The sequence below is a fragment of the Flavobacterium sp. H4147 genome (assembly GCF_029360735.1).
In the GTDB taxonomy this organism is placed as follows: domain Bacteria; phylum Bacteroidota; class Bacteroidia; order Flavobacteriales; family Flavobacteriaceae; genus Flavobacterium; species Flavobacterium endoglycinae.
Window position 1 is genome coordinate 517,021 of record NZ_JARKNB010000001.1, and the last position, 16,367, is coordinate 533,387.

Annotated in this window: 13 protein-coding genes; 6 read left to right on the forward strand and 7 right to left on the reverse strand. The window is 34.0% G+C overall.

The window, feature by feature from the left end; genetic code table 11:
* Positions 1-134 precede the first annotated feature (134 nt).
* Positions 135-1,982, forward strand: coding sequence for a hydrolase/aminopeptidase (locus P2W75_RS02250; protein ID WP_276378743.1), 1,848 nt, complete (start codon positions 135-137; stop codon positions 1,980-1,982).
* 540 nt (positions 1,983-2,522) lie between these two features.
* Here the strand turns inward: P2W75_RS02250 and P2W75_RS02255 are convergent.
* Positions 2,523-3,203 carry a hypothetical protein gene (locus P2W75_RS02255; protein ID WP_276378744.1) on the reverse strand — a complete coding sequence of 227 codons (681 nt, stop codon included), beginning with the start codon at positions 3,201-3,203 and terminating at the stop codon, positions 2,523-2,525.
* 164 nt (positions 3,204-3,367) lie between these two features.
* Positions 3,368-4,609 carry a glycosyltransferase gene (locus P2W75_RS02260; RefSeq protein WP_276378745.1) on the reverse strand — a complete coding sequence of 414 codons (1,242 nt, stop codon included), beginning with the start codon at positions 4,607-4,609 and terminating at the stop codon, positions 3,368-3,370.
* Positions 4,610-4,722: 113 nt separating this feature from the next.
* On the opposite strand from P2W75_RS02260, the gene P2W75_RS02265 reads away from it, so the two are divergent.
* Positions 4,723-5,304, forward strand: coding sequence for a tRNA-(ms[2]io[6]A)-hydroxylase (locus tag P2W75_RS02265; RefSeq protein ID WP_207297919.1), 582 nt, complete (start codon positions 4,723-4,725; stop codon positions 5,302-5,304).
* A 42-nt stretch (positions 5,305-5,346) separates the two neighbouring features.
* Entirely contained in the window at positions 5,347-8,106 is a 2,760-nt protein-coding gene (locus P2W75_RS02270) for an AsmA-like C-terminal region-containing protein (protein WP_276378746.1), read from the forward strand.
* A gap of 86 nt (positions 8,107-8,192) precedes the next feature.
* Here the strand turns inward: P2W75_RS02270 and P2W75_RS02275 are convergent, their stop codons facing one another.
* The 3 genes from P2W75_RS02275 to rplU all read right to left on the reverse strand — a co-directional run bounded on the left by P2W75_RS02275 (position 8,193) and on the right by rplU (position 10,373).
* Positions 8,193-9,485: a hypothetical protein gene (locus tag P2W75_RS02275; RefSeq protein WP_276378747.1), complete on the reverse strand. Its 1,293-nt coding sequence runs from the start codon at positions 9,483-9,485 to the stop codon at positions 8,193-8,195.
* Between the two features lie 156 nt (positions 9,486-9,641).
* Positions 9,642-9,902: a 50S ribosomal protein L27 gene (gene rpmA / locus P2W75_RS02280; RefSeq protein WP_008466657.1), complete on the reverse strand. Its 261-nt coding sequence runs from the start codon at positions 9,900-9,902 to the stop codon at positions 9,642-9,644.
* A gap of 24 nt (positions 9,903-9,926) precedes the next feature.
* Positions 9,927-10,373, reverse strand: a complete 447-nt coding sequence (rplU, locus tag P2W75_RS02285; protein WP_207297921.1) for a 50S ribosomal protein L21 — start codon at positions 10,371-10,373, stop codon at positions 9,927-9,929.
* 274 nt (positions 10,374-10,647) lie between these two features.
* On the opposite strand from rplU, the gene P2W75_RS02290 reads away from it, so the two are divergent.
* Both P2W75_RS02290 and P2W75_RS02295 read left to right on the forward strand, forming a co-directional pair.
* Complete coding sequence (locus tag P2W75_RS02290; protein WP_207297922.1) at positions 10,648-11,970, forward strand: pitrilysin family protein; 1,323 nt, start codon at positions 10,648-10,650, stop codon at positions 11,968-11,970.
* A gap of 11 nt (positions 11,971-11,981) precedes the next feature.
* On the forward strand, positions 11,982-14,030 hold the full coding sequence (locus tag P2W75_RS02295) for a pitrilysin family protein (protein ID WP_276378748.1): 2,049 nt from the start codon (positions 11,982-11,984) through the stop codon (positions 14,028-14,030).
* Positions 14,031-14,414: 384 nt separating this feature from the next.
* Here the strand turns inward: P2W75_RS02295 and P2W75_RS02300 are convergent, their stop codons facing one another.
* Positions 14,415-14,648, reverse strand: coding sequence for a hypothetical protein (locus tag P2W75_RS02300; protein WP_207297923.1), 234 nt, complete (start codon positions 14,646-14,648; stop codon positions 14,415-14,417).
* 349 nt (positions 14,649-14,997) lie between these two features.
* Entirely contained in the window at positions 14,998-15,864 is an 867-nt protein-coding gene (locus tag P2W75_RS02305; RefSeq protein ID WP_207297924.1) for a DMT family transporter, read from the reverse strand.
* Positions 15,865-15,967: 103 nt separating this feature from the next.
* On the opposite strand from P2W75_RS02305, the gene P2W75_RS02310 reads away from it, so the two are divergent.
* A complete protein-coding gene (locus P2W75_RS02310; RefSeq protein ID WP_276379904.1) occupies positions 15,968-16,345 on the forward strand; it encodes a heavy metal-associated domain-containing protein in 378 nt (125 codons plus the stop codon).
* Positions 16,346-16,367: the final 22 nt, after the last annotated feature.

Here is a 16,367-nt window from a genome sequence, read left to right on the forward strand (position 1 = left end):
TCAGCTTTGTCAGTCTGAGCGAAGTCAAAGACACACAAAGCCGATCGAATGTAATTCATAATAAAATCCCGTTTTGTTTGTTCAAAACGGGATTTTTTGTTTAATTTTCATCCCCTAATTCAACACCTCATAATATGAAGAAACTAATCCTTGTCACTTTATTTCTGACAGCAATTGCCTGCCAGAAAAAAGAACAAACCGAAAAAACAACTGCTGTTGTCGACGAACACAGTTATTCTAAACCAGAATTGGCTGTCGTAAAACATCTTGACCTTGACATTAAAGTTGATTTTAACACTCAAACTATTTCAGGAAAAGCATCTTGGACGATTGACAACATCAGCAAAGGAAATGAAATTATTTTCGACGAAAACACTTTAGATATTACAAAAGTAACTTTAGGTGATGACGAAAAAGAAACCAAATTCGAACTTGGAAAAGATCTTGAATTCCACGGTAAACCACTTCATATTACCATTGAACCGAATACAACTAAAGTAAATATTTACTACAACACTACTAAAGAAGCCGTTGCTTTACAATGGTTGAAACCAGAACAAACAGCCGATAAAAAGAAACCATTTTTATTCTCACAAGGAGAAAGCGTTTGGTCTCGTACTTGGATTCCTTGTCAGGATTCACCAGGCGTTCGTTTTACTTATAATGCAAAAGTTACCGTTCCTAAAGATTTATTAGCCGTTATGAGCGCTGTAAATCCGCAGAAGAAAAACGATACTGGAGTGTATACTTTTAAACAAGACAAAGCAATTCCATCTTATTTAATGGCAATTGCCGTTGGAGATATTGAATTTCAAGCTATCGACAAAAGAACCGGAGTTTACGCAGAACCATCAATGCTGAAAAAATCGGCTTGGGAATTTGCTGAACTTGGAAACATGGTGAATGCTGCTGAAAAATTATACGGACCATACCGTTGGGGACGTTACGACGTTTTGGTTTTACCACCAAGTTTTCCTTACGGCGGAATGGAGAATCCAAACCTTACTTTCTTAACTCCTGGTGTAATTGCAGGAGATCGTTCGTTAACAAGCTTATTAGCACACGAATTGGGACACAGCTGGAGTGGAAATTTAGTTACCAATGCCACTTGGGATGACATTTGGCTGAATGAAGGCTTCACAACGTATGTAGAACATAGAATTGGAGAAGCAATCTTCGGAAAGAAAGAATTTGAAATGCAAAATGTTATCACCAACAAAGAATTAGTTGATAATGTAGCAGAATACGGAAATACAAGCCCAGATACAAGATTAAAAGTAAGCTTGACAGGAAGAAATCCTGATGATGGAATCAGCCAAATCCCGTATGTAAAAGGGTATGCTTTTTTAAGAGTTATCGAAAACGCTGTTGGTCGCGAGAAATTCGATCCGTTTATCAAAAACTATTTTGATTCTCACGCTTTTCAATCCATTACAACAGAAGATTTTGTAAAATACATTAACGAAAATCTTATTAAAGGCGATAAAGCATTAGCTGACAAAATCAAATTAGAAGACTGGATTTACAAGCCGGGAATTCCATCAAACATACTTCCTGTAAGTTCAGCAGATTTTGATGCGATTGATGCTATCCAAAAAAGCTGGAGAGAAACTGGAGTTGCAGGTTTAAGCAAAAAAATAACAACTACAGCAGAAAAACAGCATTTTATAGACCATCTTCCAGCTGATATTACAACTGCAGAAATGGACGCAATTGATAAAGAATTCAACTTTACAAAAGGTGGTAACTTTATTATAAAACGTCAATGGTTTGTTCAAGCATTAATTCACCAATACAAACCGGCTTATCCTGCGATTGAGCAATTCTTAATCGGAATCAGCAGAACTGGATCTGTAATGATGCTTTATAAAGAAATGGTTAAAACTCCAGAAGGAAAAGTTTGGGCAAAACAGGTTTTTGAAAAAGCAAAATCTGGCTATCATGCTACAACAATCCAAGCCGTTGAAGGTATTTTAAAATAAAAAATCCCAGAGGGGATTGCATATCGGTAGAAAAAATCGATCGTTTTTTATTGTCCCGTCAGGGACTACACATTCCAAAGAATTGATGTAGTCCCTGACGGGACAAATGATTTAATGCAACCGTTTTTTCTACCGATATATAATCCCTACGGATAAAATCATAATTATCTAAAATCTCCAATTACAAATTATAATCCGAGATTTTTTTATATATGCTATTGTTATTTCCTTCGATCTAAATGACAAAACAAACGAAAAATACTCTTATGAAACTTACATTACTCAGATTGAAGCAGAAAGCCCGAAACTCAAAAGCCTAATTTTTCTTGCCAGAAAACAGCGGCTAACTGAAGCTTGTTTTATGGTTTAGAAAAATCAGGCTTTTGAGCGAGGACTTAAAGTAAAAAGCAACAGAAAAACTAAATATTTATTCAATGCTGTACAAGCCAAATTAGGTATTGTTTCGAATATTATGAGAACAATGGGAATTCTCCTCTAATGCACGAATCCTTTCGCGTGAGCACATTATGAATATTATTTCTAACTTTTAGCTCTTCGCGCTTCAAATTGAACACAATAATCTGTTAATTGTACATTCTCAAAATTTTTGTTTTCTTTAAATTTCATAAAAGAACCTATCGATTGTTTGTTTTTCTCTTTTATTGCTTGAAATTCTCTTGCCTCTTTCTTAAAGCATAGATGATTAAAAAAATCATTTCCTCCATAAGGATTCCAAATAGAGTTCTCACAATTTGAACATATTTCTAAGCAATAATACTCATCTAACTGATTTTGTAATTTTTCAAACAATGTAGTTTCCATGATAATTGCCTCACTACTTTTACCAAATAGAGTAGATAATAGCCTAATCTGTTCTCCATCATGTATCATCACTATTTGTAGTTCTATTACCACCCTCTTTCCTGTCTCAATTTCCAAAATATGTATTGGAATAAATGTTTTTAATTGATAATTCTTTAGTACTAATAATTTTTTTCCTTTGTCATTGTATGGATATTTTATATCGTAATCAAATTGAGCTAATTGAGTTTCTGTATATTTTTCAACATTGTCAATAGTTAACGCCTCAAATCCGTTTGTCTCAATTATTACACCATCAATTTCTATAGGATAGAAGTACTCTGATGAATTTTCGTTTAAATCTTCCATCTCAGTATTAAATGTACCTTTTAAATTGGAAAATATAGATTTGTATTTCATGTCATTGTTTCTAAATTTAGTTTTCTGTTATTTGCATATGGTCGCCTACGTTCCAAGAATGTATCATAAAGCGATTATTCAAACCGTTGAAGGCTTTTAAAATAGTTTCTAGTCGCACTCGTAGTTTACATTATACTCTACTGCCCACTATAAACTGCGACTGATTACTTATTCTTAGCTTCAATCCATTTTGACATATACATCGTGCTTTTATAGGCGTGATGCTGCAATAAATTACCCATAAAATTATGAAGACGATGATTTTCTGAATTTTCTAATAATTCATTTACCATCGAAATTAGCGAATCAGCATAATTGCTTGTTTGATAACAAATATTAATGATTTCAATTCCATTTTTTTGAGATTGTTTCCAAAGATTTTCATCCTGATAAAGCGCAATAGCTTTTTGAGCAAATTCAGCCGGATTATCTTCTACAAATCCATTCCACGGCAAAACAGAATGCATCGCTTCAGAACCAACCGAAGTTGTTACACTTGGCGTTCCGCATTGCATAGCCTCTAACAATTTCCCTTTTAAACCTGCTCCAAAACGAATTGGCGCTAAAATCACTCTGGCTTTTTTCACAATTTCATTGGCATCTTCTGCCCTTCCCATGATATAAAAACCATTTTTGGGCTGATGCAATTGCAAAACTTTCTGTGAAGGATAAGCACCGTAAACCTCCAAAACAGCTTCTGGGAAATCTTTTTTAACAAGAGGCCAAACGGCTTCTTTTAAATATTGAACCGTATTCCAATTTGGTTCATGAAGAAAATTTCCAATGAAAACAAAACTTTTTCTTTCATCAAAAGAAGGAAGTTTCAAAAGCTCCTCTTCTTTCATTTCATCTACTAAAAACGGAAGATAAAAGAGTAAATCTGCATTGATTCTGAAAACATTTTTCAAGATATTCATTTCAAATTCAGAGATAATCAGCGACAGATCACATCTTAAAATACTAGCTATTTCCCGTTTTGCTACTTCTTCAGATAGTAAATCACTAATTTCAAAATTTCTATTTTCTTTAAAAGCTTTTTGTCTGGCTGTTCTTAGACAATGCAAATCTTCTGTATCTAAAATTCGGATTGCACCTGGACATTTTTCAATAACACGCCATCCAAATTGTTCTTCAATCATAAAACGGTCAAACAAAACCACATCTGGGTATAATTCAGCTACAAAATCATCAAAACTTGAAGAATTAAGTTCGATACTTTTTTTGATTACGCCAAATTCAGACAAATCAACCATAAAATCACTATCCTGAGCAGCACTCGCAAAAGTAATTTCGAATCCGTTTTGTTTGAAAATCGAAATCAGCTGCATCATTCTTCCACCTGCCGCAGAAGATTTTGGCTCAGGCCAGACAAATCCAATAATTAAAAGTTTTTTTATCTGATTCATGGTAATTTTTTTGAACATACAAAATAATGCTTTTTTAAGCGCAATCCCTCGATATTTACTGATTTTTAGCAATAAAAAACACTAATTTTGCAGAACTAAAATGCTGGGAAATTATGTTGGGATTAAAATTAGCTACAGACCCTCGCTGGGTAAATATTGTCGAGTCAAACATTGAAGAAATTTTGACCGATCATGCATGGTGCGAACAAAAAGCAGCTTCAAACGCGATTAGTATCGTTACCTATAATTCTGAAATAGAAGAGTTAGTAACCGAAATGCTGGTTATCGCAAGAGAAGAATTGGAACATTTTCAAATGGTTCATGACATCATAAAAGAACGCGGACTAACATTAGGCCGTGAACGAAAAGACCATTACGTAAATGAGCTTTTTAAATTCATGAAAAAAGATGGAAGCCGTCGAGATGCGCTTTGTGATCGTTTATTATTTTCAGCTATGATTGAAGCCAGAAGCTGTGAGCGTTTTAAAGTACTTTCAGAAAACATCAAAGATGAAAAATTAGCTAAATTCTATCGTGATTTAATGATTTCTGAAGCCGGGCATTACACCACATTTTTAGGATTTGCCCGAAAATACCAAGACAATGTTGACATCGACAAACGATGGAAAGAATGGATTGAATATGAAGGTTCTATCATTACCAATTATGGTAAAAATGAAACCGTTCACGGATAATCTCTCCTTTTTTGATTTTTATATTAAATACTACAATTCACTATGCAAAAAAGTAAATCCAGATCAATCGTATTTAAAATTGCGAAGTATTTTGGGATCACTTTCGCCGTTCTTTTAGGGCTATTATTTTTAACTCCAATAGTTTTTGAGGACCAGATTAAAGAACAAATCAAAAAAACAGCCAACGAAAGATTGAGCGCAGAATTGAATTATTCTGACGTTTCGGTTTCTTTTTTCCGCCATTTTCCGTCTCTTACCTTAACGCTTAACAACTTAAGCCTCAATGGTTCGACACCATACAAAAATGAGAAATTCATTACTGCCAGCGAAGTTTCTTTTGGTATTAATGTCGCTAGTTTGATTTTCAGCAAATCGGTTAAAATTGACCAGATTTATTTATCAGATTCGTTTATTAATGTTAAAGTAAATCCAGAAGGAGAAGCGAACTATAACATTTACAAGTCTCAATCTCAGGCTCCAGAATCAAAAGACAGCACAGATACGGCTTTAAAACTAGAAAGAATCGAAATCTTAAACAGTAAAATTGTTTATGATGACAAATCTACCAAAGTACATTTTGATGCCTTTAATTTCAACTATTTAGGAAAAGGAGATTTAAATAAAGCTGTTTTCGATTTGTATTCTAAAGCCAAAATCGAAAAGCTAAATATCGTTTATGACAACGAACCGTATTTAATGAACAAAAAAATCGATGCCGATTTAATTACAAAAGTAAATGTAAACTCGTTATCATTTTTCTTCGAACAAAACAACCTCAAAATCAATCAGCTTTTAGTCGATTTCAAAGGAAAATTCGACATTTTAAAAGATGGTTACAACATGGATTTGGTTTTAAAATCAGACAATAGTGATTTGTATGATGTATTTACCGCTTTTCCACCAAAATACATTACTTGGCTTTCTAAAACTGATTTAAAAGGAAATACGAATTTACTTTTAACAGTGAAAGGCAAATACATTACATCCGAAAATATTGCTCCTGATTTAAATTTAGATGTAAAAGTCGGTAACGGATTTGTGAATTATAACAAAAGTCCAATTCCAGTTTCTAATTTAAATCTAGAGATTAAGACTAAAGTCCCGTCATTAAATCCAGATCTTTTGACGGTTGATGCTAAAAATGTTTCATTGAATATAAATCAGGATTATATAAAATCGAAGTTCTTTTTAAAAGGTGTCGATGCACCCGAAATCAATGCTGATTTTAAAGCAAAAATCGATCTTGAAAAACTAACAAAAGCGCTTGGAATTCCTGATATTGAGTTAAAAGGAGCTTTAATTGGCGATGTTAAAGCCGATGGAAAATTCGACCAAAAGAACAAACTTTTCCCAATTACCAAAGGAAATATTGACTTGGAAAAAGGATATTTAAAAACAAAATATTACCCAAATCCAATTACCAATATTGTTGTAAAATCTAAAATCGACAACCAAAAAGGAACTTTTGATGATTTAAAAGTTAAGATAAAACCAATTCAGTTTACGTTTGAAGGCAAACCAATTTTTGTTGAAGCTGATTTGAATAATTTCAACGATCTGGTTTACGACATTAAAGCAAAAGGCGAACTAGATGTTAACCGAATTTATAAAGTTTTCTCTCAAAAAGGACTTGATTTAGACGGTTTCATAAAAGCAGATTTAGCCTTAAAAGGAAAACAAAGCGACGCCGAAAAAGGCAATTACAGCAAACTACATAACAAAGGAACTCTTGAGTTGCGAAATATTGGCATTGCATCGGAATTTCTGCCTAAAAAATTCATTATCAAAGAAGGCATTTTCAGAATTAATCAGGATAAAATGTCTTTCAATAATTTCTTAGCCGCTTACGGTCAGTCAGATTTTAAAATGAATGGTTATTTACAAAACGTATTTAATTATGCAACAAGCCATACAGGGATTTTAAAAGGCTCTTTTAATGTTTCAGCGCGATACATCAACGTGGATGAATTTATGTCAAATACAGCTCCAAATACATCTGTAACACAAAATTCGGCTTCAAAGACAGAAACAAAAACTGGAGATAATAAACAAACAGGAGTCATTATTATTCCAACAAATTTAAATTTACAATTACTGGCAAATGCTCAAAAAGTAAATTTCGATAAATTAAACCTTCAGAATGCAACGGGAACTTTAACCATGAAAAACGGTAAATTAACCATGCAGAATACCGGCTTTAATTTAATTGGATGCCACGTAAACATGAATGCCAATTATCAGGCCGTGACTCCTCAAAAAGCCAATTTCGATTACGCTATAAAAGCTTCTGATTTTGACATTAAAAGAGCTTACAACGAAATTGATGTTTTTAGAAAAATGGCAAGCGCCGCTGAAAAGGCACAAGGAATTGTTTCGCTAGATTATCAGCTAAAAGGACGTTTAAACGGTAACATGGAACCTGTTTATCCTTCGCTTGTTGGAGGCGGAATTCTTTCTGTAAAAGATGTGAAAATACGAGGTTTGAAAATGTTTAATGCCGTAAGCAAAAAAACAAACAACGAATCGATGAAAAATCCTGATGTATCTAAAGTCGACATCAAAACGACCGTTAAAAACAACATCATGACCATAGAGCGCTTTAAATTTAAATTTGCAGGCTTTAGACCAAGAATTGAAGGAACAACAAGTCTTGATGGAAAATTAAACTTAAAAATGCGTTTAGGATTACCTCCTCTTGGCATCTTCGGGATTCCGTTAACGGTTACAGGAACTCAAGATAATCCAAAAGTAAAAGTAGGAAGAAAAACAGAAGATCTGGAGGAAACAAAAGATACTGAATAACGAAATTTCAAGTTTTGAATTCTAATTACAATACTGCATATAAAACAAAACCTCGATTTTGACATCGAGGTTTTTTATTTTCAAACTTAATGAGCATACAATATTTTCGATACATACAAAACCCCTTTTCCTAAAAGCCATAATAAACCAGCTAAACCTAATAATTTCCAAGCCCAGGCTTCTCCTCTTTTCCAATTAGAGAAAAACGAAATGATTTCGAAATACTTCAGCACAATAAATAAACAAGCTCCAATTAGGGAGAACCAAATAATTTCATTCAACTGTAAATAAAAGCCGTATAGAAAAATTCCCGCAAAAAAAATAACAGTCAACACTTGCAAATAATAATAGTTTTTAAAACTGTAGTATCTAAAATTCGTCTTTGAAGACAGTATTAAAAGAGACAAGAGTAACAAACTCATCAATGCTGTAATTACATTATAGAAAATAGGATTCCATTGAAATACAAGTATAAGCGTAACAACAATCGCGACAACTGTACAACCAGCTAAAGAATTTACACTTCTAGTTCTATAACCATTCTTGTAAGGCAGTAAAACAGGATACAAATATTTCTCGAAAGAACGCCAAAACGGCAAAGCATATACCGCAGCAATTCCAGACAAAACAATTTCGTAATTGTAAAAAATATCCGCCGGTAATTTGTACAATACATACACAAGAGCTAGCGTAACAATAATTGCTGGAAGGCAAATTGTTTTCACTGTTTTCCATGAATCTGTTCCCCAAAAATTATTCTCTATTTCATAAATATATTTTTTAACCCAATATTCTCCAGTAAATATGGCTGTTGATTGGCTCCAAAGCAAAAATAAACCTAAATGAATAATCACAGTTCGCATTACAAACTCATTTATAGTGCAGCCATAAAAAACACAGACCACTGCAATTACGAATAATTCGCATGTTAAAAGAAAAGGCGAAAACAAAAATCGGAACAAAGGAGCTAAATGTTTAATCACAACTTCAATCAGTAAACTCCAATATTTTTTAAACAGTGCAATCAGAGCACAAATTGCAATAAATGCCGATAAATAAAACATCCAATTGGTAAGTAATTGTGTTTTCATCCAGAATTGAACTGCAGAATTTTTGGGCGGAGAATACACTATTTGAGAATTTACAAAAACCTGCCTAGCCAATTCGTCTCTTACTTGATCGCTAAACTTCGGAAATTCATGTTTATGTTTCAGCCAAAATTCATCAGCATTAAAACCATTCTTTTGAAGAACAGCCAATTCATACAAAACCGTTTTCTGCTCATTATTTAATGAATTTAAATGATGACTGATGCTATCTGAAACCGTTTTTCCATACATACTGAAACAGCACAGCAGTATAACTATTATTTTTTTCAATTTTTTAGAATTTTAAGAAATTCAAAATTTACCCTACGCTACAAATGTAAGTTTTTACTAGCATTTAAAGAATCCAGCCATTTAAAAAACATTTCTAAAAAACAAAAAACCCGCTCTTTTCAGAACGGGTTTTGTAAAAAGTAATCTTTATGATTATTAAGCCTCAAATGGGATAATAGATACATAAGATTTGTTATCTCTTTTCTTTTGGAACTTAACAACTCCATCAACTTTTGCATGTAAAGTGTGATCTTTACTAATGTAAACGTTTTCACCTGGATTGTGTTTTGAACCTCTTTGTCTAACGATGATGTTTCCAGCAATAGCAGCTTGACCACCATAAATCTTAACGCCTAGACGTTTTGATTCTGATTCTCTACCATTCTTCGAACTACCGACACCTTTCTTGTGAGCCATGACGTATGAGTTTAAATATTGTTATTATTCTTTAGTAGCTTCTTTTTTTGCTTTTGGAGCTGCTGCTTTTTTTGCTTTTGGAGCTGCTTCTACTTCTTCAGTAGCTGCTGCATCTTCTGCTACAACTGCTTTTTTAGCTGCTGCTTTTTTAGTTCCTCCAGCTGCAGTAATACCTTCAATTACAATTTGTGTAAGATATTGTCTGTGACCATTTCTTTTTTTGTATCCTTTTCTTCTTTTCTTTTTGAAAACGATAACTTTATCACCTTTTAAGTGTTGTAACACTTTAGCTTCTACTGAAGCACCTTCTATAGCTGGGGCGCCTAAAGTTACATTTCCGTTATCATCTAATAAAAGAACTTTGTCAAAAGAAACTTTTGAACCTTCTTCATTAGCTAAACGGTGAACATAAACCTTTAAGTCTTTGCTTACTTTAAATTGTTGCCCTGCTATCTCTACGATTGCATACATACCAAATTGATTTATTGATTTTTAAGGTTGCAAATATACAATTAAAATTTTACTACGCAATCTCTTGCAGCAAAAATATTTTCAATCCTTTAGGAGCTGTTTTTCAAGGCATTTCAACTTTATTCTTACAACAATAAAAAGTAAAAGATTGTTAAAATAAGACCAAAATATTGACAAATCAATAAACCATAAGTAAAAAAAACTACTTTTGAAGTAACTATAATCAACTTTTAGCTACCTATTATTTTTTAGGTACTATAATTTATTAATCTTTATGAAAAATTCAATAATGATGTTAAGTGCGGCACTAATGCTTGGCGGAACTGCTCATGCTCAAAAGGTAGCTTTTGAAGAATACAATTTAGATAACGGCATGCATGTTATCCTGCATAACGATCCTTCGGCACCTGTAGTAATTACTTCTGTAATGTATCACGTGGGTTCAAAAGACGAACGTCCGGATCGTACGGGTTTTGCGCACTTTTTCGAGCATTTGTTATTTGAAGGCACACAGAATATCAAACGCGGCGAATGGATGAAAATCGTTACCGCAAACGGTGGTGTAAATAACGCTAATACATCTGATGATAGAACGTATTACTACGAGGTTTTCCCATCAAACAACTTAGAATTAGGTTTATGGATGGAATCTGAACGATTAATGCATCCTATTATTAATAAAATTGGAGTTGAAACGCAGAATGAAGTCGTTAAAGAAGAAAAAAGAATGCGTTACGACAATCAGCCATACGGAAACATTCTGCCTGAGGTGAAAAAGAATATGTTCAAAAATCATCCTTACCGCTGGACAACCATTGGTTCGATGAAAGATTTAGATGCTGCAACATTAGAAGAATTTCAGGCATTCAACAAAAAGTTTTATACGCCAAACAATGCTGTTTTAGTAGTTGCCGGAGATTTCGACAAAACGAAAGCAAAAGAATGGATTCAGAAATATTTTGGTCCAATTCCGAAAGGCGAAGTTGTGAAGAAACAAACTTATACCGAAGAACCAATCACACAAACCATAAAAGCAACTTACGAAGACCCAAATATTCAAATTCCGATGGTTGTAGCTTCCTACAGAACGCCATCTATGAAAACCAGAGATGCAAGAGTTTTGGATTTGATTTCTTCTTATTTAAGTGATGGAAAAAGCTCTAAACTGTATAAGAAAATTGTAGACGACAAAAAAATGGCGCTTCAAATTGGCGCAGTTGGTTTTAGCCAAGAAGATTACGGAACTTATATTTTATACGGATTACCAATGGCGCCAAATACAACTGCTGACATTTTAAAAGAAATTGACGAAGAAATCGTAAAAATCCAAACCGATTTGATTTCTGAGAAAGATTACGAAAAATTACAAAACAAATTCGACAATAATTTTGTCAATGCCAATTCAAGCGTAGAAGGAATTGCCGAAAATCTGGCGTCATACTACCTTTTGTATGGCGATGTGAATTTAATAAATACCGAAATCGACATTTATCATTCTATTACCAGAGAAGAAATTAGAGAAGTTGCCAAGAAATATCTAAACCCTAATCAGCGATTAATTTTAGATTATATTCCTTCTCCAAAGTCTCAAAACTAAGCCGTCGAATCATGAAATATATACATACTTTTTTAATCCTTTTTTTCCTAACTGGAATTATGCAAGCACAAGATCGTCCACAACCAAAACCAGGAAACCCGCCAGTAGTCAACATCAAAAAGCCTCAGACTTTTGTTTTGGCAAATGGTATGAAAGTTTTAGTTGTTGAAAACCATAAATTACCTCGAGTAAGTTTCAACCTGACATTAGACAATGCTCCTTTTACCGAAGGAAACAAAAAAGGTGTCGACGAACTTACCAGCAGTTTAATTGGTAACGGAACCAAAAAAACTTCAAAAGAAGCTTTTAATGAAGAAATTGACTTTTATGGAGCCAATATCAACTTTACTTCGCAAGGTGCTTTTGCAAGCTCGCTTTCTAAATACTCAGGCCGTGTTTTAGAACTTTTAGCAGAAGGCGCTTTACAGCCAAACTTCACGCAGACTGAATTTGACAAAGAAAAAGCTAAATTATTAGAAGGGCTTAAAGCCGATGAAAAAAGCGTTCCTGCAATCGCAAACCGAGTGGTCGACGTTTTAACTTTTGGAAGAAACCATCCATTAGGAGAATATCTTTCTGAAGAAACCGTGAAAAATGTTACTCTTGCCGATGTTCAAAATAACTACAACACGTATTTTGTTCCAGAAAATGCTTATTTAGTAATCATTGGAGATGTAAAACTGAAAGAAGTAAAACCGGCTGTAGAAAAACTTTTCAGCGGATGGAAAAAACAAGCAGCTCCAAAAAACAGCTATCCTGATCCGCAGAGAGCAGCAAATCTTCAAATTGATTTTGTAGATGTTCCAAATGCCGTTCAGTCTGAAATTGCTTTGGCCAATACCGTAAATTTACGAATGAGCGATCCTGATTTCTTTCCAGCTGTAATTGCCAATCAGATTTTAGGAGGCGATTTCAACAGTTATTTAAACATGAATTTACGCGAACAGCACGCTTGGACATACGGCGCAAATTCGAGCATTGGAAGCGGAAAATACGTTGCAAAATTCAAAGCGGCATCGGCGGTTAGAAATACAGTTACAGACAGCGCTGTGGTTCAGTTTATAAAAGAAATCAAAAGAATCAGAACCGAAAAAGTGTCTGATGAAGTTCTGAAAAATGTAAAAGCTGGATATATTGGCCGTTTTGTAATGCAGGTTGAAAAACCACAAGCAGTGGCGCGTTATGCATTGAACATTGAAACCGAAAAACTTCCGGCAGATTTCTACGAAAAATACATTCAAACTATAAACAATGTAACTCCTGACGATATTTATCGTGTGGCCAACAAATATTTCCTTCTGGATAATATGCGAATTGTGATTGTGGGCAAAGGTTCTGACGTAATCGCAGGTTTGGAAAAACTACAAATTCCGATTCATTATTATGACAGATACGGAAATCCTGTTGAAAAACCAGCTGTTAAAAAAGAAGCTCCAACGAACGTTACCGCTAAAACTGTTTTTGAAAACTACATTAAAGCTATTGGCGGAGAAAAAGCCGTTACAGCCGTAAAAACGCTTTATATGAACGGAGGAACAACAATTCCGCAGGCTCCTGGACCATTGACTTTTGTTTCAAAATTAGATTCTAAAGGAAAAATGATGGTTTCACTTTCTATGGGAACCATTAATTTAATGAAGCAGGTTGTAAACGACAAAGGTGCTTATATTGAACAACAAGGAAAGCGCAAAAACCTTGAAGGCGATGATCTTAAAGAAATGAAAGCAAACGCTGCTCCATTTGAAGAATTGCAGTTAGTTAAAAGAACGGATCTTAAAGTACAAAGCATCGAACCCATTAACGGAAGTGATGCTTACGCTATAAAAGATGGAAATACGATTCATTATTATGATGTAAAATCAGGATTAAAAGTAGCGAAATCGAAAATTCGTGAGCAAGGCGGAAAATCGGTTACGCAAATCACTAACTTCAACGATTACAGAGAAGTTAAAGGCGTGAAAGTTCCTTTTAACCTTGTACAAAACGTGGGTTTTGAATTGGATATTAAAATGTCTGATATCAAAATTAACGAAGATGTTTCTGATGCAGATTTTCAATAAAGGTTCTTAGGCTCTAATGGACTGAGGTTCTAAGGTTAGCCACACAACGTTTTCATTTCGAGAAACGAGACCCGAGAGACAGCGCGAACAGGCGAAGCAAATCACACTAGAAACTTTACGCAAAAGTTGCAGCGTTTTCTCAAGTTCATCAAAGATTTTTCAGTTGCCTCCGGCTTTAGCTGGAGGTAAATATTTTTGATATTTATAAGGCTTTAGCCAAAAGATATAGTTAGGCTAAAGCCAATTTCGAATACAATCTGTAACCTCCGGCTAAAGCCGGAGGCAATTGATTTCCTTTTTAACCTATTAACAAATTGTACATTCATTATACAACCAACAAAAAAGCAAGAAAGGCTGTCATTTAAGACAGCCTTTCTTGTTTGATTATTCAACATCCAAATAAGGATTTAAAATTTCTGCTAATTCATTCAGCCAATAAAAACCATCCTGAAGACTTATCTTTTCGGTTTCCATTGTTTCGCAGTCCCGCATAATACTTAAAGCCAGTATATAGTTCAATTTCCGAATTGTTTTTGCCATAAGTTTAGGATCAATCGAATTGCTGAAAAAATCTTTCAATCTTAATTCTGTTTCTTTTGAAAGGGTGTTTGTAATCATGTTTTTTTGCTTTAAGGAAAAGAACCCGCATAACTTAGGTGTCCTACGCTGCAAAAAGAGCGTTGCGGTTGTTTCCAATACCGCCACCATATTACACGGGTAAAAGTTTTTTTCGAGTTCATGTTTTTTGCATTTAGGAAACGCAAAGATATAAAAAAGAACGAAAAATATTACAATTAATATGTTTTAAAGTGAATCGAATCTGAATGACGAGATCTTTGTTAAAGTTTAAAACTTTGAAAGATTATCATACGAATTTTGTCCGGCTGAGCGAAGTCGAAGCCCCATCCTAATTGGTATGCCCTTCGACTTCGCTCAGGGTGACAAACTAAACCTTAAACTATTTTAATTACTTCTTTGCCGATAAATAAACGCCAATCAAAATAATAAACGCACCAAAAAACTGAATTGGCGTTAGCATTTCATTATCTAATAATCCCCAAAAGAAAGCTACAATTGGAATTAAATACGTTACAGAAGTAGCAAAAACCGGAGACGAAATCTGAATCAATTTAAAGAATAAAATATTGGCGATTCCCGTTCCCACAACTCCTAAAATCATGACAAAGAAAATGGAATGCTGTGTTTCTACAAAACTCAATTTTTGGGAAATATCAGTTGAACCTAAAATAATTAAAGCCGGAATTAATAAAACAGTAAAGTTTCCTGTCGTAATACTCACCGAGTTTAAATCTGGCAGGTATCTTTTTATCAAATTAACGTTAGTCGCATAACAAATCGTTGCAATAACAACCAAACCTACATAATAATAGTTTTGTCCCGGATGCGCCGAAGCACCGCTTAAAACCAGCAACAAACAGCCGATTAAACCAATAAAAACGCCCCAAACTTGTCTTCTCTGAAATTGTATCCCAAACAAAATAGCGCCCAAAACCAGCGTATTTAATGGTGTAAGCGAATTCATAATGGCCACTATCGAACTATCAACTTCGGTTTCGGCAATGGCAAAAAGAAAAGCTGGCGTAAAGGTTCCGAAGAAAGAAGTCAAAGCCACAAATTTCCATTGCTGGCGCGTAATTCTAGCCAGACTTCTAAAACAAAAAGTAAGCAGAAATAAAGCTGCAAAAATGATTCGGAAAGCACCAACCTGAACCGCCGACAAACCGACTAATCCTCTTTTAATTAAAATAAAAGAACTGCCCCAAACCAAAGACAATATTAATAAATAGGCCCACTTTAATTGTTTTGCATCCATACAAATCTATTTTACTGCAAATTTGTAATATTTTTAGAAACTGACCTCTCGTTTTTTATTAATTTTGCAAAGAACACAATTACTCAATTTAAATCTATATATGATGAAGATTACAAAGATTATAGCGGTTGCTGCCATTGCAGGTTTAACACTTGCTGGATGCAAAAAAGAAGTCGATAAAAACCTTGCTAACATAAAACCTGTAGAAACAACTACTAAAGAACACAAAGTCATTGCTCCTGAAAATGTACAAACAGCAAGTTTTGAAATCGAAGGAATGACTTGTGCAATGGGATGCGCTAAAACAATCGAAAAAGAATTATCAAATTTAGACGGTGTAGAAAAAGCCGCAGTTGATTTCGATAAAAAAACAGCAACGGTTACTTTCGACAAAACCATCCAAAATTCTGAATCTTTAACAAGAGTAGTTCAAGCAACTGGAGACGGTAAAACATATAAAGTTTCTAATTTTAAATCGTAAGTTTTAAAATTATATTCATACA